We start from the raw sequence: 23,892 nt of genomic DNA, 5'->3' as shown, positions 1-23,892 counted from the left end.
AAATACAATGAACATATATCGTTATCCAAAAAACCCTTTAATTACACCATTAGATGTGCCTCCTTTACATGAAGGGTTTGAGGTAATTGGGGCTTTTAACGCAGGAGTGGCTAAATATCAAGATGAAACAATTTTATTACTACGCGTAGCTGAGCGACCAATCAGCGAAGACCCTATGATTGTAAAAGCACCTATATACAATATTGAAAAACAATCGTTAGATATTTTAGAGTTTAACAAAAGTAATAAAGAATACGACTTTGAAGATCCAAGAACGATACGGCGAAAAGATAAGTTACAAGGTTTTTCTTATCTTACCTCACTGTCATATATCCGGATTGCTCGTAGTAAAGATGGACACCGATTTACCATTGACAAGGACGCATTCATTTGTCCATTTAATCGCTATCAGACCTTCGGTATAGAAGATGCTCGATGCACTCAAATCGGAGATACCTATTATATTAATTTTAGTTCAGTTTCGGAAATGGGAGTATGTGATTCATTAGTAGCAACAAAAGATTTTGTAACCTATCAGGATTTAGGAAATATTTTTGCCCCGGAAAATAAAGATGTTTTGCTTTTCCCTGAAAAGATAAATGGAAAATATTACGCGTTGCATCGCCCATCATTAAAGAGTATTGGAAATCATGATATTTGGATTGCTTCATCGCCAGATCTTTTAGCGTGGGGTGATCACCACCATTTAATTGGTATTCGACCTGGTAGCTGGGATGGTGGACGTATCGGTGGCGGACTTGTTCCAATCAAAACGGAAAAAGGCTGGTTAGAGATTTATCATGGAGCGACTGAAGATCATCGTTACTGCATGGGTGCTGTACTACTGGATTTAGATGACCCAACCAAAGTAATTGCTCGGACCATCGACCCAATTATGGAACCAGAAGAAGACTATGAGAAAGAAGGATTTTTTGGAGAGGTTGTGTTTGGGTGCGGAGGGATTATTGAAGGAGACAAGCTAATCATGTATTATGGGGTAGCGGATACGTCAATGGCTGCATGCGAGCTAAGTATATCTGAGATACTTGATCAGTTAGAAAAAAGAAGGACAGAAAAATGAATTGGAAAGAAAAATATTTAGAATGGTCAGTTAATGAAGAAGTTATCACAGAATTTAAAAAAGAATTGACATCATCTGACGATCAAGAATTAGAAGATAGATTCTATCGATATCTCGAATTTGGTACTGGTGGTATGCGAGGCGAATTAGGTGTGGGAATTAATCGAATGAATAGCTACAGTATTCGAAGAGTTTCTACAGGTCTTGCTAAATATATATTATCAAAAGGCGAAGAAGCAAAAGAAGCTGGAGTTGTAATCGCTTATGACAACCGCTATCAATCAGATTCATTTGCTGAATGGACAGCAAGAATATTAGCTTCTTACGGAATTAAAGTTTTTCTCTCAGATGAAATGAGACCAACTCCTGAATTGTCCTTTTTAGTTCGATCTTATCAAGCTTTTTCAGGTGTGATGATTACTGCAAGTCATAATCCGGCAAACTATAATGGATTTAAAGTTTATGGCTCTGATGGTGGACAGATTACGTTAGAAACAGCCGAGACATTGATGTCAATTCTCGGACAAATCACGAATGAATTAGAAATAACTGCAGAACCGTTAGAATATTATATTGCCAAGGGTTTCGTAATCGTTTTTGGAGAAGAAGCTGATGAAAAGTATCTAAAAAAGCTGAGCTTTGTAACACAAGATCAGCAATTAATGAACACCTATGGCGAGAAGTTAAACGTTGTCTATACTCCTTTGCATGGCACTGGGTTGGATCTTGTTTTCAAAGGACTTACAGCAGCAGGGGTTAAGCATTTATTTGTTGTCAAAGAACAAGCGGATGGAGATAGTGGATTTCGTACTGTAAAGTCTCCAAATCCAGAAGATCCAGCGGCATTTAAGCGAGCAATCGAACAAGGAGAGCGACAAAATGCGGATTTATTAATGGCAACTGATCCAGATGCGGATCGATTAGGAATTGCCGTTAAAGATTCACTAACAAATTCCTATCAATTGCTAAGTGGCAATCAAATTGGTGTATTACTTCTGCATTACCTATTAGAAGTAAAAAAAGCACAGGCAGAGGATCTCTCCCACTATTTTTTGGCAAAAACAATTGTCACTTCTGATTTGGGAAGCGTGATAGCGAAAGATTACTATGTTGCGACTAGAAATACATTAACAGGATTCAAATTTATTGGGGAGCAGATAGCACTCTCGGAAAGAAATAAGGACAAGAAGTTTCTTTTTGGATATGAAGAAAGCTATGGTTACTTGATTAAACCTTTTGTTAGAGATAAAGATGCCATTCAGGCAGCCCTGTTAATTAGCGAAGTAGCGTTATATTACAAATTAAAAGGCGTGACGCTTTTAGAGGCATTAGAGAATATCTACCAACAATACGGTTATTACACAGAGAGTTTAGTTCATATTGAATTCAAAGGAAAAGTTGGTCAACAGTTATTAGGAGAAGCAATCGATAAACTAAGAAATATGAACCTCGACCATATTGGAGGTAAAGGAATTGCTTACAAAGAAGATTATTTACTAGGTGAACGGCTAAATCTTGTAGATGGTTCGGTGGAGTCGATATCTTTACCAAAATCAAATGTCATTAAATTTATTATGAATGATGGATCTTGGATTTGTATTCGTCCTTCAGGAACAGAGCCAAAATGTAAATTATATTTTTCTGTTCATGGGAATAGTAAGCAAGATTCCGACGATGAACTAAACAAATTAAAGGTTGAGATGTTAAGCATTTTTGACCGTTTAAGAGGAGATTTTAGAGAAGCTTGTAAAAAAGTTTAATAAACTTTATACTCAATTTCGAAGTTTATTTATTTTATTTATCTCAGAAGAACGAAGATGGTGCGGTTTTTTAAGAGTAATAATCGTTTTGTTTTGAGTTGCGAGATTTATAATTTCTTTGTGTAAATACACAGATTATTAAAGGTATCGCCTTCCTCTGAGACTTAGTGTTTTTGTAATGACAGTGAACTTCATTTGCGAAAAAGAAAACTGGGACTCAGGTTTAAGCCTGAGTCCGTTATGTTTTGGATGATAAAAGTAAAAATCTCCCTCACATCGACTGTACCAAGGCAGATCTTTTCTATGTTCGCTGTTGATCGCTTGAATTCAAAACAGCGGGGATTAGAGATAAGCAGTTACTTCTGTGGCTAAAAACATCTTGTGAAAAAGAAGCTTCCCTAAAAAACTATGGGTTAACCTTTTTACCAGTAAAGCGATGTTTTATTCCGGCCCTCGCCTTAAATATTTTTATATTTATTTTTACTGCTCCTTGATTGTCCCCTTTTTGTTTAGAAGCTTTTTTTCTAGCTTTCCGAATCTAATTTAAATTGATTTAGCTTCACTATTAATTGATCGCTCATTTCTTCAAGCTGCTTTGCTTGCTCTTGTACATGCTGGAAGGAATGTTGCTGTTCTTTAGCTGTTGCTGAAATTTCCTCGGTACCAGCTGCTGTTTCTTCGGTCACGGCACTAATATTTTGGACAGAAGCGACAATAAGTGAGCTCATCTCACTTGAGACATTGATATCGGAGGCTAGCTGTCCAAGCTGTGTGGAGATTGCTGACACCTTGTTTTCAATGGTAGTAAAAGCGCCGACAGTTTCATTCAGTGAATGAGCTTGTTTATCTGATAAAGAACTTGCATGTGTCGTTGCTTCTTCAATATTAGCAATACCCGAATGAATATTTTGAACCATTAAAAAGATTTGTCTAGTCGCTTCTGAAGATTCATCAGCGAGTTTACGAACCTCATCTGCAACAACAGCAAACCCTTTTCCATGATCTCCTGCACGTGCAGCTTCAATTGCTGCATTTAAAGCTAAAAGGTTTGTCTGTTCAGCAATATCTTTGACAAGTTGAGCGGTTGATTTAATTTCTTCGATATAGTTAACAAAAGAATGAACGGAAGTTTCAATGGATTTTGTAGACTCCATACTTTGTTCCATTATTGTTCGTTGTTCTTTCATCAAGTGTTGCCCATTTTTTACAGAGTCTAAGGCTACTTCACTAGATTGTTTGGAAAGTTCACTACTTTCTACATTTCTTTCAAAATTATTATTCATTTGTTCCACTTTTGCAGCTACGTTTTGGATTTCCTCAGAAATGGATTGACTACCTTGAGCGACTTCGTCCGTTGAAGTGGCTACTTGGGTAGCGCTCTCAGTCAAAATTTGCATTTCGCGTGTCAAGTCTGTACTAAATGTTTGTACGTTATTTCCTATTTGTTCGACAGCTTTAATAGTCTGCTTCAAATTTTCAACCATTTGTTTAAAAGCGTAAATCAATTGGCCAATTTCGTCTTTTCTTTTATTGTCTACATCTATATTAATCGTTAAATCCCCGCCAGCTATAGATGTGGCCATTTCAGCTAAGCGGTGAATGGGTTGTGCTGTTTTAGCAGTTAAGCGCCAGATGGAAAAAAGAGAAACCGTAACTAAGATGATGCTGGCAAAAATCATCATTGTAACAATATCATTGATTGCTTCTTTACGTTTTAGAGTTTCATTCGCATACCACTTATCAGCTGAACGCTGGAGCATAAAGACATCATTCATTATACCGGATATTCTGGCTGCTTCTCGTTTAATAACATTTGCATTTTTTGAATCGAGAGCATCATTGGCAACATTTCTTGTTTCCTGATACTTTCCTGACATTCGTTCATACCAATACTGTTGCTCTTTCGTTTTTAAATTTTTCTTTATTCCCTTTAAATCATCATTCAAAGTCTCAAGCTGTGCTTTAATTTCATTTTTATTTGCTTCAGAAGGGTTGGAAGCATAGTTGTTAAGCACCTGACCGGTTGTCAAAAAAGTACCCCTCAACTCTTTTCCTTCTAACAATATTTCAACATCATCACTTGAGGATTTTTGAATATCGTTCATTTCAAACAGAATAAGAACAATTAGGCAGAGGCTGAGTAACAAAGGAATTAATGAGAAAATAAATAATCGTTTACCGATAGACATAACTTAATCAACCCCTTTTTCCATGACAGCATTGAGTTTTTGTTGTTCATTATGTGATAATTTAATGATTCGAATCGGGGCTAAGCCAACCCCTTCTTCTTTAATTCCTAACTCAAGATGTTCACCAGTTATGGCTTTTCCATCTACAATTTCTTTAACAATATTATATAAGGCGATATCTATATTTTTTAGCATGGAAGAAACGACAGCTTTTTCTGCTACAAAAAATTGATCACTGTCTACCCCAAAAGCATAAATATTCTTTTTTTGTGCCTCAGTTAATGCTCCAATTCCTGTAAAACCAGCGACAGGGAAAAGAAAATCTGCTCCTTTTTTAATTTGTTTGTTGGCCGTATCCTTTCCAGCTTTATCATCGCCAAACGTTCCTGTATAATCAACAAGTACTTTTGCGTTTTTATTCACCTTTTTGACGCCTTCGCGAAAGCCCTGTTCAAATTCCTGGATTGCTGGAAGTTTTTCCCCACCTATGAAGCCAACGGTATCTGATTTTGTCTTCATTCCAGCTAACATTCCAATTAAATAACTTCCCTCATCTACTTTGAAGGAAATAGAAATTACATTTTCACGATCGGAATCAGCATCAAGTAAAATGAATTGTTTTTTGGGATACTGATCAGCAAGTTCATTGATGGCAGATTGTGCATTAAATCCAAGTCCAATGATGACGTCATAATCTCTGTCTATAAGTTCTTGCAATTGTTCTTTGAAATTTCTCTCAACAGGTTCACGATAATCAAACGTGATACCGAGTTCGTCGCGGGCTTTTTCTAACCCTCTAAGGGCAGAATCACTATATGAAGCATCTCCTAACCCACTTTCAGTTACTAATAATCCAAAGCTCATTGTCTCTTTACTTTTCTCGCTTTTATCTTCTGAAGAACAGGACGCCAAAAGCATAAGAAAAAGTAGTACGAACAACAATATGTATGACTTACGCATCTTTTCTCCTCCTTCAAATATAATACGTATATAAACGTCTATAAATAGTATCGACAAATAAAAACCATTATTTAAGTCGTAGGAAAAAAGTATTGAAATAAAAACATGAATCTTTATAAGGGAATTATGAGTCTAACTACTTTTTTATGGAATAGTATTGACAAAATAGAAAATTCTTTCTATAGTAAAAAATAAGTATACGTATATATACGTATATAATAAAAAGAGCGTCAAATAGGTAAAAAGGAGGATAAAATGTCAAATTATGCAGTAGAAGAAGTTGCTAGAAGAATTCAACATACAAATGTTAACCCAGATGTAACGCGAGAAGACATTAAATGGTTATGTGAGGATTGTTTAGAATATGGCTTTGATGGAGTGATGTTGCAACCGTGTTGGATAGAGGAAGCAAAAAAACATCTTGCAGGATCTAATGTAAAAATTTGTACGGCACTTGGTTACCCAATGGGTGGAGCGACAACAAGAGCAAAAGTTTTGGAAATGGAAGAGGTTATTGCTTTAGGGGCTGAACAAGTTGATTTTATGGCGAATATTGGATTTTTGAAAAGTGGAATGCATCAAGAATATCATGATGAAATAACATCGATTGTCCAAGCTGCAGGTGGAAAGGTCACCAAGATTATGCTTGAGTTTGGAATGTTAACAGAAGAAGAGAAAGTAAAAGCAGCAGAGCTTGCAATTCGTGCTGGCGTGACCTATTTGAAAAATTCGAGTGGCTGGGGAAAAGGTGGTCATGCGACAATCGAGGATATCAAACTATTAAAACGAATTGCAAATGGGAAAGTAGAAGTAAAAGCTTCTGGTGGAATACGTGATATGAAGAAAGCTACAGAAATTTTAGATGCAGGTGCTAGTTTAATAGGAACAAGTGCAGGTGCAAAGATAGTTAGCGGCTCTGGGGAAGCGCTTAGCGATTATTAACATCTTCTTTCTTCCAAGTTCATTTGTTATGATAAAGGCATATAACAAATATAGAAGGAGCCTTGCTTGATGGAGGTAAAATTTGTAAAAAAGGAAAATTCAATCCCACTCTATCGACAAATTGCCGAGTGGATGATGGAAAATATTACATTTGAATATTGGAAGAAAGGGCATAAACTGCCTGCGGAAGAAGGTTTAGCGAAACATATAGATGTCAGCAGAGGGACAGTACGTAAAGCAATTTCATTATTAATTGAACAAGGGTTACTCATTCAAGTTCAAGGAAAAGGAACATTTGTGGAAAAACAAAAAATTTCTTACCCCTTTGCCCAAGAACTCATCTCATTTGCAGAATCGATGGAGTCAAAAGGATATACATTTAAGACGAATGTTCTTGAAATGAAAGTTGTGAAAGCTAGTCCTGAAATTCAGCATAAACTTGATCTTGATGAAAATGAAGAAGTTTTCTACTTAAAAAGAGTGCGTTTCATTAAGCATGAGCCTGCTATTCTGTTAGAAAATTGGGTTTCTTTAAAATACTGTTACGGCATTGAGTATGAAGATTTTGAGCAGACAAGTTTATTTAAAGCAATCGAAAAGCGTATAGATGGGAAAATAAATCTAGGGATTCGGAATTTTTCCGCCAAATCTTTAGATAAGGAGCAAGCTGACCTTTTGGGGTTGGAAGTCAGTGATCCTGTTTTATATATTGATCAAATCACATTTGGTCTTAATCAAGTCCCTGTTGAATGCTCTCATATTTTATTACGAACAGATAAATATGAGGTTACATCCATACTTACAAGGTAAAATACAAGCGATTACATGGGGGAGTGTACGGTGGAGCAAAAAACAAAAAAAGTACTTTCAATTGGTAGTTATAATGTTGGCTTAACTTGTAGAACTGGGCGAATCCCTAACTGGGGAGAGACGCTTATTGGCAGCGGCTTTTCCGAAAGCTATGGGGGAAAAGGATCAAACCAAGCTGTTGCTGCAGCTAAGCTAGGTGGAGAGGTAACTTTTGTGGGGTGTTTCGGTGAGGACAAATATGGTGATGACGGGCTAGCCATGCTAGAGAGAGCAGGTGTCGATACCTCTTACATTATTCGAACAAATAAACGTGTAACGGGTGTTGGCATTATTTTGTTAAATGAAGAAAACGATAATTGTATTATTGTTGATGTAGGGGCTAATAAAGAGCTTTGTCCAATGTATATGGACAGCATTGAAAATGTGATTTCTGATTGTGATATAGTCGTTTTTCAGTTGGAAATTCCTTATGAAACAGTAAGGCGGGGGATGGAAATTGCAAAAAGGAAAGGGAAAATGATTATTTTAAATCCAGCCCCTGCAAGAAAAGAAGCAATGGAGTTGTTGTCGTTGGCATCCATTGTTAATCCGAACGAATCAGAACTCCTCATACTAAACGGTAAAGAACCAAGTGATCAACTTACAATGGAAGAATGTGAACGGCTAGCACGACAATTGTTAACAAAAGGACCTGAAGTTGTCATTGTCACAAGAGGGGAGAAGGGCTGCTTTATTGTCACCTCTAAGGAGACAGTGAACATCCCGGCCTATCCAGTTAAAGCTATTGATACGACAGGAGCAGGTGATGCGTTTACTGGAGCGTTAGCTGTAGCATTAGCTGAAGGATACGAGTTGTTGGAAGCGGTTTCTTTTGCGAACCTAGCCGGTGCTTATTGTGTAACGAAGGAAGAAGTTGTTCCGGCATTTGCTACTAGGGAACAACTCAGTCAATTTAAAAATAATAAACAATTTGCCGATATACATGAAGGAGAAGGTTTATTTAAAATATAATGGTGGATACGAATCTACTATGATAATCGGAATACATGATGTATGACGAAGCAGCCGGGAGAATGCAGGATTCATTTTAAGAAACGAAGCAAGGAAAAAAGAGCTGTCTGATTCAAGACAGGTGATGATCGTTTAGGGAGATTCGTGCGATTTCATATGTAATTTATTTGTAAAAAAGTAAAAAATGAGGTGTAAAAAATGAGAAGAGTTATTATAGATACGGATACTGCAGGGGATGATACGATAGCTTTGTTAATGGCTCTACACCATTATAAGGTTGAAGGAGTAACGATTACGGGAGGAAATGTTGATTTTGATCAGCAGGTAGAAAATGCGCTCTACACCATTCAAGTAGCAAAACCGAAAGAATACGTTCCTGTTTACAAAGGTTATGAAGGCCCAATTTTAGCAACTGGAGATGAGCGCCATCGTACTGTTGAGGACGTTCATGGAGAAGATGGAATGGGAGGGGCGCATTTTCCAAAAGCAAAACAGCGACCTGAAACTGGTCATGCTGTTGATTTTATTATTGAAAAAGTGAAGCAGTATCCTGGAGAAGTTTCTCTTCTTGCTATCGCTCCTTTAACCAACATCGCCATGGCAATTAAAAAAGATCCGTCGATTGTTCAGCTTATTCCACACCTTTACATAATGGGTGGGACAAATAATACATTGGGTAATATTACTCCGGCGGCTGAATATAATTTTTGGGTTGACCCCGAAGCCGCCAAGCTTGTTCTTCATTCCGGGATACCGATTACGATGGTTGGTTGGGATATGTGTATAAAATATTCAATTATGGATGATGGCGATCATGAAGAAATAAAAAAAATCGGAACGGCTGGTTCTCAATTTTTTACTGATATTAATCGAGTAGTGATGAAATTTAATAAAGCAGTACATCGTTTAAACGGGACAACCCATCCCGATACGTTACTTGTAGCCATTGCGGCTGATGAAAGTTTGATGACAATGTCTAATCATTATTATGTTGATATTGAAACGAAGGGGGAATTAACCAGGGGTTATAGTCTTGTTGATTTAAATAATCGAATGAATAAAAAACCAAATGTTCGAGTTTGTGAAGCTGTTGATCGTGATAAGTTTAAAAACTCCCTTCTAGAGATGTTAACTACTATTATATAAACGTAATACCAAAACTAAATATATATTTAAGGGGAAAACAGATGCAAATTATTTGGGGTATATTTGGAGTATTGTTTTTATTAGGGCTGGCCTTTCTCCTGTCTAAAGATAAAAAAGCCATTAATGTGAGAACGATTGCCGGTGCTTTAATCATTCAGGTAGTTTTTGCATTCATCGTTCTAAAATGGGAAACAGGGAAAAACATTTTAGGAAGTGTAGCTGCTTTTGTCCAACGTATTATCGATTCTTCTAATGAAGGAATACAATTTGTATTTGGAGGGCTATTTGAGGCAGAGGGAATAGGTTTTGTTTTTGCCTTTCAGGTTTTAACCATTATTATTTTCTTTTCATCCCTAATTTCCGTATTGTTTTATCTCGGTATTATGCAATTTTTAACCAGAATCGTAGGTGGTTTTCTTTCCATACTTTTAAAAACGACAAAGCCGGAATCGTTGTCAGCGGCAGCAAATATTTTTGTTGGATTAACGGAGGCTCCACTCGTTATTAAGCCGTATTTAAGTAAGATGTCAAATTCAGAATTATTCGCTGTAATGACAGGTGGAACAGCTTCTGTTTCCGGCTCTGTTTTAGTAGGTTACTCACTATTAGGTATCCCGCTTGAATATTTAATTGCAGCTGCTTTTATGGCGGCACCAGCAGGACTATTAATGGCAAAAATTATCATCCCTGAAAGAAATTTGAGTGCAGAGGCACAGCCAATTACGTTTCAGAAAGACCCTGATACAGTAAATATTATTGATGCTGCATCGAAGGGTGCATTAGACGGGTTGAAAATGGCCTTAAATATCGGAGCGCTATTACTTGCTTTTATTTCATTGATTTCGTTAGCCAATTTAGGACTTGGCTGGTTTAGTTCTTTGTTTGGATTTGAGGCAATCACGTTGGAAGAAATACTTGGTGTCCTCTTTGCTCCACTGGCGTTTGTAATTGGAGTTCCATGGGAAGAAGCTGTACAGGCTGGTTCTTTTATTGGTCAGAAGTTTGTGCTTAATGAATTTGTTGCTTATAGCTCATTTGCGTCAGAAATAGGTTCGTTTTCAGATAAAACAGTTGCCATTATCAGCTTTGCCCTTTGTGGGTTTGCTAACCTAGGAGCCATGGCAATGCTTCTTGGTGGAATCGGTGGACTTGCACCAGACCGTAGGAGTGATCTCGCTCGATTTGGTTTTTTAGCCGTAATCGGCGGAACTTTAGCCAATTTACTCAGTGCCGCAATTGCTGGGATGTTGCTTTAAAAGCGGGAAAATATTACATAGCCGGAGAGACCATGGTTTGTCCGGCTATTGGTCACTATACATGTATAATATCAAGCTTTCGTAACAGGACTTCCTTTGTTGTGACAATTTGGCGTGTAGGTATACCTTGTTCGATTATACGAATGGATATGTCAATAACTTATCAATCAATGAATAACGATTACAGAAGCCGAAGATTATTGATCATTGACGGTATATTCTAGGTAATAATAGTATAATGATATTAATGATTCTCCTACTAATTGTGCGTTTCGTTCTTAGTAAAATGCCAATCATAAAAAGTTTTCCCAAATAACATCATGTTCAGGAAAATTAGTGTAATACAAGGAGACGGTCAAATCAGGTTAAAGCATAAGCACATGGCATTTTAGGGCTTGGTGAGAAAAATGGTACTACAAAAGAAGGGAATTGAAAAAATGGATAGTCAGATAAAAAAAGAATTGGAAAGATCAAAATCAAAAGATAAAGAAGAACGGTATCAAGCATACTGCAATATTTTAAAAGCAACAGAGCAAAAAGTAGACTGGGCGTACGAAGTTTGGGATCAATTAGTAGAAGATTTATCCCATAAAGATAATCATCAGCGCTCTCGAGCTGCACAATACTTAGCTAATTTAGCAAAGAGTGATCCTGAAAATAGAATAATAAAGGACTTCCCTAAGTTGTGGCAAGTAACAAAGGATGAGAAATTTGTTACTGCTAGACATAGTCTGCAATCGATCTGGAAGGTAGGACTTGCTGGTACAACACAAAAAGAAATGGTCATGGAATATATGGTTGACCGTTTTAAAACGGCTACAGATGAAAAAAATGATACGTTAATTCGTTCTGATATGATACAAAACATGAAGAACTTATATGACCACTTAAATGATGAAAACATCAAACAAACAGCTATGGAGTTAATAGAAACTGTCGATGATGAAAAGTATAAGCAAAAGTATAGGAAAATATGGAAATGATGGAGTGATAACTCCGTTAAGTAGAAACTAGGTTTTATATAAGTATTCCTTTTCCGATTCAGTATCCACATGGCTTTCCTTCAGGTAGAAATAAGCATTCATGGTTCGCTCGCCTATGTTGATGTTTACATGCTCTACTTTGTGCCGACTACGGCAAAGGCAACTTCAGGATTATCTATAGACGCATATCTGATCGGGGATAGGCTTTCTTTGTAATCTCTGTTGAATGTATTATCTGCTGTACCCGTTTTTCCTATAGCATCATAGTCTTATTACTAAACCCAGCCTAAGCAGTATCACCACAGGTTTTTGGTATGCACGTTTTAAGCCGCCTTCCTGCACATGATTTATATACTCCTGCTTCATTTTTATTCCGTCTAATATAGTTGTATTAATCTTTGTGATAAAATAAAGAGAAAATTTTATAGATAAAAAGAGGGGCATCCGACTTTTTTAGGCATAAAAAGTCGTACAACAAAGTCTCTTTTCTATTACAATATGAATGAAAGGAGATAGATGGTATGGACTGGTTGGAGAGAATGAATAACGTATTAGATTACATTGAACAAAACCTTGATCATAAAATAAGCTATAAAAAAATGGCACAAGTTGGCTACTGTTCAGAGTATCATCTTTCAAGAATGTTTTCGTCTATTTCTGGTATATCCCTCTCAGAATACATTCGACGCAGACGCCTAACCCTTGCTGGATTTGAAATTCAAAAAAGTGATATTCGAATAATGGATGTAGCTATAAAGTACGGATATGATTCTGTTGATTCATTCTCACGTGCTTTCAAGAAGACACATGGATTAACCCCCTCAGCCGCTCGTACAAAAGGGACATAATTGAAAGCCCTCCCAAAGATCTCTTTTCAAATTTCTATAAAGGGAGATGCTGAGATGGAATACCGAATTGAACAGTTAGATTTTGAAATAAAGATTGTTGGAAAAAGTAAACCTGTAAAAACGAGCAAAGCGTTTAAAATGATACCTACACTGTGGAATACTGCCAAAAAAGACGGCTTTATGCAAGAGCTTATCGATATGTCTTGGGAAAATCCAAAATGTACACTTGAAAGTCTGTTAGGTGTTTGTGGCAAAGAAGCAGCTATTACCGATGATGAATTCGCATATTATATGGGGGTGCGATATGATGGCGATGCACCAAGTGATATGGAAACATTGATTATCCCGCCAGCCACTTGGGCTGTTTTTCCTAATATTGTGGAGGCTTGGAAAAGGCTATACTCGGAATGGGTTCCAACTTCCGGTTATGAACTGGCTAATTTACCGTGTATGGAATGTTATTATCCTCCAAAGCATAAGCCAAGGCATGAGCTGTGGGTGCCAATTATCCTCTAAATAGGGGTTAATGATGAAAAGGAGTTTCCTCTCGATATGGAAACTCTTTTTGGTAGGACTTGTTGGTTGGAAAATTATTTCTTGGTAAGGATCAGCATTTATATCGTGTATAGAATTTAAGATGGGGATTAATAGCGTGAAAATTATATTCTTTTATTTATCTGAATCCATTTAAATATGAGCAATCAAAGTCAATTCCTACATTTTTACAGTCTTTAATAGAGAGCGAAAATAAAGCTCTAACTATGTTTATCCTGGGATTATGATGAGCCGTATAGTTTGTGCAAAGTATGTCCCGAAAAGGAAACTGTTACGATAACGCAGTAATGGAGAATTTCTTTGGGATTATGAAGTCGGAATTCTCTACATAAAACTTTTAAAATAGAATTAGAAAAATATATACATTACTATAATATGAAACGAATAAAGGCAAAATTTAAAATGAGTCCGCTCTTTTAAAAGTATAAATATTTACGTTTAAAAGAATTAGAAGGTAAATGGGGGTGTGGCCATATTTAGCGATGGGCAATGATAATGAAACGATTACTCGTTCATGACCATTTAAAAGCTCGAATTACACTTTCAGAAGGATTATTATCGATTTTAAATCGGCCATCATTAAAACCACCTATTCTATTTATTGTATATTCAGCTGCTTCTCTAATTTATTCTTAACGAAAAATAGCGATTGTTCTAGCCAGGTAAGGATTATTAAATCGAGGGCTTCGAGACTTTTGACTAGGAGATAACTATATAAATTATCTTTCTAATCGGTATAGTTGATTACAATAATGTACGTTACACTTATTATTCAATTGGTTATATGGTATGTCAATAATAATATATGAGAGAGGGTGTAATGCTCGCTCTTTGTTTCTGGAAAGGGGGGATTTAAAATAATTCGCCCTAATATTGTTTATTGAGGCTTTTTACTAGTTTCCTTGCTATGAATGCGCATTTATTTCTTTATTCTGCCCCTATTCTTAATAGAAAGATATGTTATATTTAACGTTAGTTGGGAATTTGTTACTTTTAAGATAGAGATTTAGAGGGGGACAGAATGGTTATTTAATTGTTAGCCAGAGTTGGATTTTAATGCACCACCTAATTTTGACCTAGCAATCCCACATTACACAAGGAGTTGAACAGGTTGAGTATTTGGTTATTTCGAGCAGGTTCCAAAGGGGAATTTGAAAATAAGTTTTTAAAGGATAATCGCGTTTATTTAACATGGGATGATTTAAATATAAATTTAAAAGAGTTTCCAAATAAAGAGGACTTATATGATTTATTAGTTGAAAAATATAATTTAGAGAAAGAAAAGACAGCTATTAATTGGGCTTCGCAAATATATCCGATAAAAAAGGTGTGGATGTTGAACACAGAAGGAAATGAATAACATATTAGAGGATTAGTACTGATTAATGTCATATTATTGGTAGTGATACATTTAAGTTCTATAAAAATAAAATCCAAAGTATAGCGAGTGAGTCAACAGATCACAGTGCACACATAGTGGGCTAATATAGAGGTACGTAAATAAAAAATTATTAAGAGGTCATATGTTAATGAAAGAACCCATAAATAATTAACTAGAAATGGTTAATTTATTTGTGGGGTCTTTTTTGTACTATAGGAAAGTATAAATTTTTTAGGTTTATAAGCTTTCGCTAAAGACTTGGCGACAAGCCAAGTTTCTCTAATTTTTAAAAGGGTGAACAAGGAGGTGTACAATGTTGAGGCTCAGACGAAGGCGTAACATTTTTTCTTAGGGGGTATGGATGATGGATAAGTACTTTATGGGTATTGATAATGGGGGTACGATAACCAAAGCAGCAATTTACACCTCAGCTGGAAAAGAAATTGGATTAGCAACAAGAAAAACAAAAATGATTATGCCACAACCTTATCACACGGAAAAAAACATGGAAGAATTATGGAAAGCCAATATCTCTGTGATTAAAGAAGCAATTCGTATTTCTAAAATTAAAGTAGAACAAATTGCTGGCGTCTCTATAACCGGGCATGGTAATGGTATTTATTTATCTAATAAGTATGGAGAGCCTGTGTATAACGGAATAGTTTCTACAGATAATCGGGCAAAGCATTATATCGAAAATTGGTATAGTGATGCACGATTTGAAAAAGAAATTTTGCCCAAAACGATGCAATCTATTTGGGCTGGTCAACCAGTGGCTTTGCTAGCCTGGTTAAAGGATAACCATCCAAAAGTAATCGAGGAAACAGATTATATATTTATGGTAAAAGATTATATTCGTTTTAAATTAACTGGGAAAGCATATTTAGAGCTGACGGATATATCTGGAACAAACCTATTAAATGTTAGAGATCGTTGCTATGATAAAGAGCTATTAGCTTTTTTTGGATTGGAAGACATACTGCCTAAGTTGCCGCCGTTGAAGGAATCAACAGATTTGTGTGGATATATAACAAAGGAAGCAGCGAACGTAACAGGTTTGAAAGAAGGAACACCAGTTGCTGGAGGGCTATTCGATATCGCTGCATCAGCGATAGCTTCCGGACTTATAACAGATAAAGAGTTATGCATTGTAGCTGGAACGTGGAGCATTAACGAATTTATTACGAAAACTCCGATAATCGATCGTGAGTTATTTATGACTTCCATTTATTGTTTACCGGAATATTGGTTAGTTACAGAAGCTAGTCCAACTTCAGCAAGTAATTTAGAGTGGTTTATTGATAATTTTATGGTTCAAGAAAAGTTGAATGCGAAAGAAAATGGAGTCCCCATTTATGATATATGTAATGAGATGGTCAAGAATACGACACCAGAAGAAAGTGATCTCCTCTTCTTTCCATTTTTATTTGGTTCAAATACAGTCCCAAATGCTAATTCCTGCTTCATTGGCATGAATAGCTGGCATAAGAAAGAACACCTAGTTAGAGCTGTATATGAAGGTATTGTGTTTGGACATATATACCATATAGAAAGGTTATTACAATATAGAGATAAATTGGAAAAGACCAGAATTGCCGGTGGTGTAACAAAATCAAATGTATGGTTACAAATGTTTGCTGACTGTTTACAAATTCCTTTGGAAATAGTAGAAGTAAATGAGCATGGAACGTTAGGTACAGTTATGTGTGCTGCTGTTATGACAGGAAATTATCATTCCATAAAAGAAGCTGCAGATAAAATGATTAAAATTGAAAGCACGATTTATCCCACTAAAGAAAACAGCCGTATATATAAAGTTAAGTATATGAATTATAAGAAAACATTAAAGAGAATGGAAGAAGTGTGGAAGGTTGGTGTTTACTAGTGAATTTAGGAATAAAAGGGAAAACAGCGGTTGTAACTGGTGGATCTAGAGGAGTTGGTCGTGAAATTGCTTTATCATTAGCAAGAGAAGGAACAAATGTTGTTCTAACCTATCAAGATAATAAGGAAAAAGCAAAAAAGGTCGTAGAGAGGATAAACAAGATAGGGTCGAGGGCAGCTGATCTTCAACTCGATTTATTGGATGGAAATGCAGTATCCAAATTAATTGGTAAAAGCAGCAAGCATTTTGGCGATATAGATATTTTAATTAATAATGCGGCTGCATGGCCAACTAGTTATATAAAAGACATGAGTTTAAGGGAATGGAAGGAGACAATCCAAATAAATTTGGATAGTGTTTTTCTTACTTGTCAGGCTTTTGTCCAACATTGCTTAAGCAAAAAGAAGAAAGGCAAAATACTAAATATAACATCACAAGCGGCTTTTTATGGTTCAACTACAGGTCATGCACATTATGCTGCAAGTAAAGCCGGTATGATTGCTTTTTCTATTTCACTGGCGAGAGAACATGCTAAGGATGGAATTAATGTTAATAATCTTGCTTTAGGTATTGTAGATACAGATATGATGAGAGAATCATTGCAGGAAAAGAATGATTACTATCTAAATCGCATTCCTTTGGGGAGAATAGCAAAGCCTAGCGAGATTGCTGATATTGCCAGTTTTTTAGTTTCTGAGAAAGCAAATTATATGACAGGTGCAACTATTGATGCTACCGGTGGAATGTTAATGAGATAAAAGAATGAATAAAAAAATGGGGGTGATTTTATATGAAGTGCCTAGCCATCACTGATCTATTTATCCCGAAAGATATGATGGAGAAAGGTTTAATTCAGTTACGGGCAGCTGGAATGAAAGTAGTGATTAGAGAATGGTCGCATTCTGATTTAGAAGAATTACAGCATGATAATTTGAAGATAGAACAGCAAGGCAGTGAAGCTGTGAAGTTACCAGAATCTATCTATCAGGATATTGAAGAATATGATGTAATCATTACACAATTTGCTCCTATTAATGAAAACGTAATTAAACAAGCAACGAACTTAAAATTAATTGGCGTACTACGTGGCGGAATGGAAAATGTACATTTGAAATCCGCAACGGATAGAGGAATTCAAGTTCTAAACACTCCTGGGAGAAATGCTAGAAGTGTTGCTGAATTTACAGTAGGAATGATATTATCAGAAGTCCGCAACATTGCTCGTTCCCACGCCGCCTTAAAACAAGGAGAGTGGAAAAAAGACTTTGTAAATGCGGAGTTTGTCCCGGAACTTAAGGATAAGACAGTAGGAATAATAGGCTTTGGAAACATTGGACAATTAGTTGGTAAGCTTCTTAGCAGTTTTGATACGAATATCATTTTTTATGATCCATACTTTCAAGGTGATACAGTATTTGATCAAGTGGATTTAAATACCTTATTACAAAGATCTGATATTGTTTCATTACACGGAAGATTAACAGAAGAAACGAAACATATGATTCGCTACAAACATTTTGAAATGATGAAACATACAGCTGTAATCATAAACACTGCTCGTTCAGGCTTAATAAAAGAAGAGGATCTAATCCGGGCATTAAAAAATCGTCTGATTACTGGAGCGGCTATCGATACGTTTGACGATGAACCTTTAGATGAAAACAGTCCCTTTGTTGAACTTGATAATGTTACAATAACAGCACATATAGCTGGCAGTACTATTGATGCCTTTCAAAACACTCCAAAAAAATTGGCGGCTAGAATATTAGATTGGAAGGAGAATCAGAAATAAGTTTGGGGAATCTAGACCCTGTAGAAGAAGGTTTTGGAGAATATGACTCGTTGTTGACAGTACCGAAAATTATAGGAATTAGGCTTACCAAAAAAGTGTATAGTAACAAATGACTTGTTTTTTATACAAGAAAAACACCTCACTAATAGTTGATAGGCTGACTTAACCTAATTTTACAACTAAAAAGAGGTGTTTTCTTATATAAATATTTAAAATTTCCTTATTTGAAGAACTGAGGTAAATATGTTTTGTGTGCTTCTAACATTTCATCCAATATTACTTTTGCTTTTTCATCACTTGTAATAAGTGGGTTGATACAAAGAGCTAATAAAGCTTGCTCATAAGAACCTGTAACAGCAGCTTTGATTGCAGCTAATTCAAATGACTTTATTTGTTGAATAAGGCCATTAATCGAATATGGAAGTTCTCCAACTGCAAGCGGGATAGGCCCCTGCTTTGTAACAATACAGTTGATTTCAACGATTGTATCGTTAGGGAGACTTGTAATGGCTCCTTTATTACGGATGTTAAGTGTTTGAATATCACCTTTATCATTATATATAGATGATATTAAATTACAAGCAGCATCACTGTAATAAGCTCCTCCACGTTTTTCAAGCTGTGGAGGTTTAATATTAAGATTAGGATCCTTATACAATTCGAACAGTTCATCTTCTAACTGCTTAACAACTTCTGCACGGGTTTTGCCCACTTTAAATTCTTCTAACTCGTTTTTAAGTATGTCACTCGTTTTATAATAATAACGATGATAGGGACTTGGTACTAACCCCAGTCCCTTAACGAAGTCTTTATCCCAAGGTAGTGGAATTATATTTTTCATCGTTAATTGTTTATCCGAGTCTGCCAATAACTCAATAACCTCATCCATTCTTGATTCTCCATTTACATGGACATCCAGACCATATGACATATGATTTAATCCGCCAAAAGTGATACTTATTTGATCAGTTGGGACATCGAGCAATTGAGTAATTGTCATTTTCATGTTAATCGGTACATTACAGAGACCAATTACTTTTTTATGGCTACTATGTCTCATAACAGCCTCTGTTACTATGCCGGCGGGGTTGGTGAAATTAATGAGCCATGCATTAGGGCACAGTTCCGTCATTTCTTCTGCTATATCCAATACAACGGGAATCGTTCGAAGTGCTTTGAACAAACCACCGGCTCCATTTGTTTCTTGACCGATCATGCCATGTTTTAAAGGGATGCGTTCATCTTTAATCCTTGCTTGCAGTAAGCCTACACGCATCTGAGTTGTTACAAAATCTGCGTTTTTTAATGCTTCTTTTCGGTTCAATGTCATATAAACTTTCATTGGCAAGTTGGCTTTCTTTACCATTCGTTTGGCTAAATTCCCGACGATATTTAGTTTTTCTTTTCCTTCTTCTATATCGACTAACCATAATTCACGAACCGGAAGCTCTTTATATCGATTAATTAGTCCTTCAACAAATTCAGGTGTATAACTTGATCCTCCACCAATAGTAGCTATTTTAATTCCGTTTCTAACCAAGGATATCTCCTCCAAATACAAATGTCATTAAAGCACTCGCAGCAAAACCAACAATAATGGAAATGAGTCTTCTTTTTTTAATTAATTGTTTGTCTTCTGTTTTTCCATCAATTTTTGTTAGGACTACACTTATTCCGATGGAAGCAGAAATTCCAGCACTTAAAAAGTAACTCATTGTTTCCGAAATAGGAATATATTTTAAGGGGATGGTAAGAAATAAAACCCCTAAAAATAAAATAGTCATAAATACGAAAACACCTTTAAAGCTAATACGAGGAATTATTCTGGATTGGTTCATAATGAGAAATACCTCCTAAAGAGGGAATCAACCAAGTGATTCCCTTGTAAAAGTGCCTATCTATTCTTGCTCTTGACCTTGCTCCATACTGAGCATTTTTTTGTCATAAACTCTTAGGAAAGGTAGATAAACTACCGCAGATATAGCAATATTTATGAATACTAGAATGATAGAACGCCAATCTCCTCCAGTTGCTAAGTATGCTCCAATTGGTGCAGGGAGTGTCCATGGAGCCCTTATAAATGTCGGCGATACGAGTCCAACCGATGTAGCCAAATAGGATATGGTTGCGGTTATAATTGGTGTGACTATAAATGGGATGATTAAAATGGGATTTAATACAATTGGTAACCCAAAAATAACCGGTTCATTAATGTTAAAAACACTTGGGACAACAACAGCTTTACCAAGATTTTTTAAATATTTTGATTTAGCGAAAATTAACATGACAATAACTAGACCTAATGTGGCACCAGAACCACCAATCCAAATAAACCATTGAAATAAAGGCTCTGGAGCAATGTGAGGTAATTCACTTGCACCGGCAGCAACAGCTTCAGCATTATTTGCTATGTACACTTCCCATAGAGGGCGAGCAACTGAACCGACAACGGATACTCCGTGAATACCGAACGACCAAAAGAATGTAATTAAAAATACAGGAACCAATACGCCGAATAAACTATCTCCAGCAGTAACAAGCGGTGTAGTTAGTTTTTCTACAAGAGCATGTAAATTTACTCCCATCGTTACAGTAATAATAGTCATTAAAATAATTACAATTGCAACAGGTATTAGTGCTTCAAAGGAGCGACTTACGGATGATGGCACCGCATCTGGAAGTTTAATCGTAATTTCTTTTTGCTTACATATCCTAAATATTTCTACAGATAAAATAGATACAATAATAGTTACGAATAATCCACTTCCACCTAGATACTGCATTGGCAGTACAAAGCCTAACTCTTCGACGACAGATGGAGTTATGGTAAGTAGTAAGGAAGCAACTGCAATTTGCGCTCCGGATAATGGGTCGACCTTATATGATTGTGCCAGATTATAACCAATACCAAAGGCTACATATAAGGACATGATAAACATGGTCATTCGATACGGAATTAATATGGCATCAGCGTGACCAGTTGCCCATTTCGTAATTTCCCATGATTCCGGTAATGGAGGGGAAGCAAGTATTAAAAAGAATGACCCTACTATAATAAATGGCAAGGCAGATATTACTCCGTCACGTATTGCCAACAGATGACGCTGTTCAGCTAATCTGGCCATTGGGTTTGATACTTTTTTTTCTAAGAAATCTGTAAACTTAGCCATGAAGATGGACTCCTCTCTCTTTCTGTTTAATTGACTAATTCTTTCAATGTTTTAAATAATGCAGGGCCTCCTAATGGAGTATAAGCTTGTGGTGGAATGGCTCCACAGGGTACACCAAATTCATCCGCCTCTTTTTTTATATTGTCAAAACGATGCTTAATTTGGGGTGCGACCATAACTACATCCCAGTTGTTTTCGAGTTCAGATGCTACTTCACTAGAACCAATAGCTTTAACTTCAAGGTCTTGCCCATGTTTTCCCGCCTCTTTTTTTAGCGAATTTACAACAATTGCACTAGACATACCACCAGAACACACGAATAATACTTTCATTTGATCAGCTCCTTTAATAGTTTTTATCCCGCATGTAAGGTGCCGTAAGACTCCCACTTCAAAATCTTGAGTTGATACAAGGGGTCAAAAGTGGGAGAGAACGGCATCTAAATGCCCGATTGGTTCAACTAACATTTCTTGGGAAAGGCATACAAGAAATGAAGTTTCACTTTATCCCGCATGTAAGGTGCCGTAAGACTCCCACTTCAAAATCTTGAGTTGATACAAGGGGTCAAAAGTGGGAGAGAACGGTACCTAAATGCCCGATTCGTTCAACTAACATTTCTTGGGAAAGGCATACAAGAAATGAAGTTTCACTTTATCCCGCATGTAAGGTGCCGTAAGACTCCCACTTCAAAATCTTGAGTTGATACAAGGGGTCAAAAGTGGGAGAGAACGGCACCTAAATGCCCGATTCGTTCAACTAACATTTCTTGGGAAAGGCATATTAAGAAATGAAGTTTCACTTTATTCTTTAAAACGTGATACGGCGTGGTGTGTGTTAAATATATGATTATAAAAAGTATCACCAAGTTTAATGCATAACCCTATAAATAGTGCGTCAACAACCGCTAACTCTGCAATTCTAGCACTCATTGTACCAACTCTAATGTTTTCCTCTTCTACGGATATATCTAGAATGATATCTGCTTTTCTTCGAGCAAAGGAATTCTTTTGTTGCGTAAGAAGTATGGTTTTCGTATTTTTTTCCTTCGCTGTTTCAATTAATTGTATAACTTCCTTCGTTGCCCCAGACGTACTAACAACGAATAAAACATCATGTTCATCCATATTTGCTGCGTTCGTCATTTGTACATGTATATCAGGGTGGTGAAAAGCTAGTCTATTAATTCGTAATAATTTTAAGGTTAGGTCTTGAGCTACAATAGACGACCCACCTGCACCATATAAGTATATTCTTTTGGCACCATGTAGTATTACGATTGCCTCTTCCAACTGTTGAGTAGACAAAAGTTGTGAAGTTGTTTGTAGAGCTTTTATTGATTTCGTAATGACTTTGTTAATTACTTCACCTATGTTGTCGTCAAATTTTATTGGAGTATCATATATAAATTCATGTTTTTCGAGGCTGATTTCTTTAGCCAGGGCAATTTTAAAGTCTTTAAAACTATGAATACCGACACGTTTGCAAAACCGAATGACCGCAGCTTCACTTGTATAACACTTTTCAGAAAGCTCCTTGGTTGTAAAATTTACAACTTTTTGTGGTTCGTTCAAAATATATTCTGCAACAAGTTTCTCTGATTTGGAGAAGTATTTCATTTGATTCCTAATCATTCTTAAAATATACAAAAGATTGTCTACCCCCTAGAGCTAATATTTCTTGAAAGGGTTTTCGTTCACATGTATTATAGAATAAACGAAATAAAAATTCAATATATTTATCAAAAATACTAAAACAAAATTTCAATCTATGGTATCTTATATACTATAAGAGCGTGTTCAAAAAGAAGATAAAAACGATTAAAGAGTGGCTAAGGTATAAGACCATCCTTGTTACAGCGCCAAGACTAGCACGTCCTATCTAGTCAAAGTAAGCGCTGGCGGAGTATCGAGTAGCTACAGTGTATGCAGTATAATACTGAACAGCTTTCTCTAGACTCATTCCTAATCAGGAGAAGCATTTTTCTTTTCGGGAACGGAGAAGCCAATAAAGAAAACTAGGCTAGTAACAAGCGAAGCGTAGATGATAGCTTAGTTGCACGTATACTAGAACTTGAAAGTTTTTAACAGTTGAATGAACTTCAACATTAAAAATTATCCATTCTA

20 protein-coding genes and 2 pseudogenes are annotated in these 23,892 nt (G+C 36.2%); 15 read left to right on the top strand and 7 right to left on the bottom strand.

What is annotated here, in order from left to right; all coding sequences use genetic code 11:
- Positions 1-7: 7 nt before the first annotated feature.
- Together BN1066_RS07445 and BN1066_RS07440 are read left to right on the top strand one after the other, a co-directional pair.
- Entirely contained in the window at positions 8-1,081 is a 1,074-nt protein-coding gene (locus BN1066_RS07445) for a BtaManbiosPhlase (protein WP_077318799.1), read from the top strand.
- On the top strand, positions 1,078-2,841 hold the full coding sequence (locus BN1066_RS07440) for a phospho-sugar mutase (RefSeq protein ID WP_077318798.1): 1,764 nt from the start codon (positions 1,078-1,080) through the stop codon (positions 2,839-2,841). Before BN1066_RS07445 ends, BN1066_RS07440 begins: the two co-directional genes overlap by 4 nt.
- 524 nt (positions 2,842-3,365) lie before the next feature.
- Here the strand turns inward: BN1066_RS07440 and BN1066_RS07435 are convergent.
- Positions 3,366-5,030 carry a methyl-accepting chemotaxis protein gene (locus BN1066_RS07435; RefSeq protein WP_077318797.1) on the bottom strand — a complete coding sequence of 555 codons (1,665 nt, stop codon included), beginning with the start codon at positions 5,028-5,030 and terminating at the stop codon, positions 3,366-3,368.
- Positions 5,031-5,033: 3 nt separating this feature from the next.
- On the bottom strand, positions 5,034-5,990 hold the full coding sequence (locus BN1066_RS07430) for a BMP family lipoprotein (RefSeq protein WP_077318796.1): 957 nt from the start codon (positions 5,988-5,990) through the stop codon (positions 5,034-5,036).
- 255 nt (positions 5,991-6,245) lie between these two features.
- Here BN1066_RS07430 and deoC point away from each other — a divergent pair, with 255 nt between their 5' ends.
- The 13 genes and pseudogenes from deoC to BN1066_RS07370 all read left to right on the top strand — a co-directional run bounded on the left by deoC (position 6,246) and on the right by BN1066_RS07370 (position 18,599).
- A complete protein-coding gene (gene deoC / locus BN1066_RS07425) occupies positions 6,246-6,932 on the top strand; it encodes a deoxyribose-phosphate aldolase (protein ID WP_077318795.1) in 687 nt (228 codons plus the stop codon).
- A 69-nt stretch (positions 6,933-7,001) separates the two neighbouring features.
- Positions 7,002-7,742 carry a GntR family transcriptional regulator gene (locus BN1066_RS21015; protein WP_077318794.1) on the top strand — a complete coding sequence of 247 codons (741 nt, stop codon included), beginning with the start codon at positions 7,002-7,004 and terminating at the stop codon, positions 7,740-7,742.
- A 30-nt stretch (positions 7,743-7,772) separates the two neighbouring features.
- Positions 7,773-8,753, top strand: coding sequence for a ribokinase (gene rbsK / locus BN1066_RS07415; protein ID WP_179104316.1), 981 nt, complete (start codon positions 7,773-7,775; stop codon positions 8,751-8,753).
- A 198-nt stretch (positions 8,754-8,951) separates the two neighbouring features.
- Complete coding sequence (locus tag BN1066_RS07410; RefSeq protein ID WP_077318792.1) at positions 8,952-9,899, top strand: nucleoside hydrolase; 948 nt, start codon at positions 8,952-8,954, stop codon at positions 9,897-9,899.
- 41 nt (positions 9,900-9,940) lie between these two features.
- Positions 9,941-11,155, top strand: a complete 1,215-nt coding sequence (locus tag BN1066_RS07405; protein ID WP_077318791.1) for a NupC/NupG family nucleoside CNT transporter — start codon at positions 9,941-9,943, stop codon at positions 11,153-11,155.
- Positions 11,156-11,592: 437 nt separating this feature from the next.
- Positions 11,593-12,138 (top strand): hypothetical protein, encoded by a 546-nt coding sequence (locus tag BN1066_RS07400; protein ID WP_077318945.1) that lies wholly within the window; start codon positions 11,593-11,595, stop codon positions 12,136-12,138.
- Between the two features lie 521 nt (positions 12,139-12,659).
- Positions 12,660-13,502, top strand: a pseudogene (locus BN1066_RS07395) (AraC family transcriptional regulator).
- A 281-nt stretch (positions 13,503-13,783) separates the two neighbouring features.
- A pseudogene (locus tag BN1066_RS07390) lies at positions 13,784-13,961 on the top strand (IS3 family transposase); the annotation flags it as partial.
- Between the two features lie 75 nt (positions 13,962-14,036).
- Complete coding sequence (locus BN1066_RS20160; protein ID WP_179104315.1) at positions 14,037-14,177, top strand: hypothetical protein; 141 nt, start codon at positions 14,037-14,039, stop codon at positions 14,175-14,177.
- 475 nt (positions 14,178-14,652) lie between these two features.
- A complete protein-coding gene (locus BN1066_RS07385; RefSeq protein WP_245799728.1) occupies positions 14,653-14,901 on the top strand; it encodes a hypothetical protein in 249 nt (82 codons plus the stop codon).
- Positions 14,902-15,286: 385 nt separating this feature from the next.
- Positions 15,287-16,807, top strand: coding sequence for an FGGY-family carbohydrate kinase (locus BN1066_RS07380; RefSeq protein ID WP_218668067.1), 1,521 nt, complete (start codon positions 15,287-15,289; stop codon positions 16,805-16,807).
- Positions 16,807-17,565 (top strand): SDR family NAD(P)-dependent oxidoreductase, encoded by a 759-nt coding sequence (locus tag BN1066_RS07375; protein WP_077318789.1) that lies wholly within the window; start codon positions 16,807-16,809, stop codon positions 17,563-17,565. The genes BN1066_RS07380 and BN1066_RS07375 overlap by 1 nt, the downstream gene beginning before the upstream one ends.
- 32 nt (positions 17,566-17,597) lie before the next feature.
- Positions 17,598-18,599: a 2-hydroxyacid dehydrogenase gene (locus BN1066_RS07370; protein WP_077318788.1), complete on the top strand. Its 1,002-nt coding sequence runs from the start codon at positions 17,598-17,600 to the stop codon at positions 18,597-18,599.
- Positions 18,600-18,819: 220 nt separating this feature from the next.
- Here BN1066_RS07370 and BN1066_RS07365 read toward each other — a convergent pair whose 3' ends face one another.
- The 5 genes from BN1066_RS07365 to BN1066_RS07345 form a co-directional block, all read right to left on the bottom strand.
- Positions 18,820-20,139: a 6-phospho-beta-glucosidase gene (locus BN1066_RS07365; protein ID WP_077318787.1), complete on the bottom strand. Its 1,320-nt coding sequence runs from the start codon at positions 20,137-20,139 to the stop codon at positions 18,820-18,822.
- On the bottom strand, positions 20,132-20,437 hold the full coding sequence (locus BN1066_RS07360) for a hypothetical protein (protein ID WP_077318786.1): 306 nt from the start codon (positions 20,435-20,437) through the stop codon (positions 20,132-20,134). Before BN1066_RS07360 ends, BN1066_RS07365 begins: the two co-directional genes overlap by 8 nt.
- A gap of 60 nt (positions 20,438-20,497) precedes the next feature.
- Entirely contained in the window at positions 20,498-21,769 is a 1,272-nt protein-coding gene (locus BN1066_RS07355; protein ID WP_077318785.1) for a PTS sugar transporter subunit IIC, read from the bottom strand.
- A gap of 26 nt (positions 21,770-21,795) precedes the next feature.
- Complete coding sequence (locus BN1066_RS07350; protein ID WP_077318784.1) at positions 21,796-22,101, bottom strand: PTS sugar transporter subunit IIB; 306 nt, start codon at positions 22,099-22,101, stop codon at positions 21,796-21,798.
- A gap of 468 nt (positions 22,102-22,569) precedes the next feature.
- A complete protein-coding gene (locus BN1066_RS07345) occupies positions 22,570-23,415 on the bottom strand; it encodes a MurR/RpiR family transcriptional regulator (protein WP_245799727.1) in 846 nt (281 codons plus the stop codon).
- Between the last annotated feature and the right edge of the window lie 477 nt (positions 23,416-23,892).

It is taken from the genome of Virgibacillus proomii (assembly GCF_900162615.1).
GTDB classification, from domain to species: Bacteria; Bacillota; Bacilli; order Bacillales; family Amphibacillaceae; genus Virgibacillus; species Virgibacillus proomii.
This window is presented reverse-complemented; position numbering and strand designations above follow the sequence as displayed.

Excerpts from the sequence above, each read along its gene's own strand:
- BN1066_RS07445 (WP_077318799.1), top strand. The coding sequence starts at position 8 with ATGAACATATATCGTTATCCAAAAAACCCTTTAATTACACCATTAGAT.
- BN1066_RS07440 (WP_077318798.1), top strand. The coding sequence starts at position 1,078 with ATGAATTGGAAAGAAAAATATTTAGAATGGTCAGTTAATGAAGAAGTT.
- BN1066_RS07435 (WP_077318797.1), bottom strand. The coding sequence starts at position 5,030 with ATGTCTATCGGTAAACGATTATTTATTTTCTCATTAATTCCTTTGTTA.
- BN1066_RS07430 (WP_077318796.1), bottom strand. The coding sequence starts at position 5,990 with ATGCGTAAGTCATACATATTGTTGTTCGTACTACTTTTTCTTATGCTT.
- deoC (WP_077318795.1), top strand. The coding sequence starts at position 6,246 with ATGTCAAATTATGCAGTAGAAGAAGTTGCTAGAAGAATTCAACATACA.
- BN1066_RS21015 (WP_077318794.1), top strand. The coding sequence starts at position 7,002 with ATGGAGGTAAAATTTGTAAAAAAGGAAAATTCAATCCCACTCTATCGA.
- BN1066_RS07410 (WP_077318792.1), top strand. The coding sequence starts at position 8,952 with ATGAGAAGAGTTATTATAGATACGGATACTGCAGGGGATGATACGATA.
- BN1066_RS07405 (WP_077318791.1), top strand. The coding sequence starts at position 9,941 with ATGCAAATTATTTGGGGTATATTTGGAGTATTGTTTTTATTAGGGCTG.
- BN1066_RS07400 (WP_077318945.1), top strand. The coding sequence starts at position 11,593 with ATGGATAGTCAGATAAAAAAAGAATTGGAAAGATCAAAATCAAAAGAT.
- BN1066_RS20160 (WP_179104315.1), top strand. The coding sequence starts at position 14,037 with ATGAAACGATTACTCGTTCATGACCATTTAAAAGCTCGAATTACACTT.
- BN1066_RS07380 (WP_218668067.1), top strand. The coding sequence starts at position 15,287 with ATGGATAAGTACTTTATGGGTATTGATAATGGGGGTACGATAACCAAA.
- BN1066_RS07370 (WP_077318788.1), top strand. The coding sequence starts at position 17,598 with ATGAAGTGCCTAGCCATCACTGATCTATTTATCCCGAAAGATATGATG.
- BN1066_RS07360 (WP_077318786.1), bottom strand. The coding sequence starts at position 20,437 with ATGAACCAATCCAGAATAATTCCTCGTATTAGCTTTAAAGGTGTTTTC.
- BN1066_RS07355 (WP_077318785.1), bottom strand. The coding sequence starts at position 21,769 with ATGGCTAAGTTTACAGATTTCTTAGAAAAAAAAGTATCAAACCCAATG.
- BN1066_RS07350 (WP_077318784.1), bottom strand. The coding sequence starts at position 22,101 with ATGAAAGTATTATTCGTGTGTTCTGGTGGTATGTCTAGTGCAATTGTT.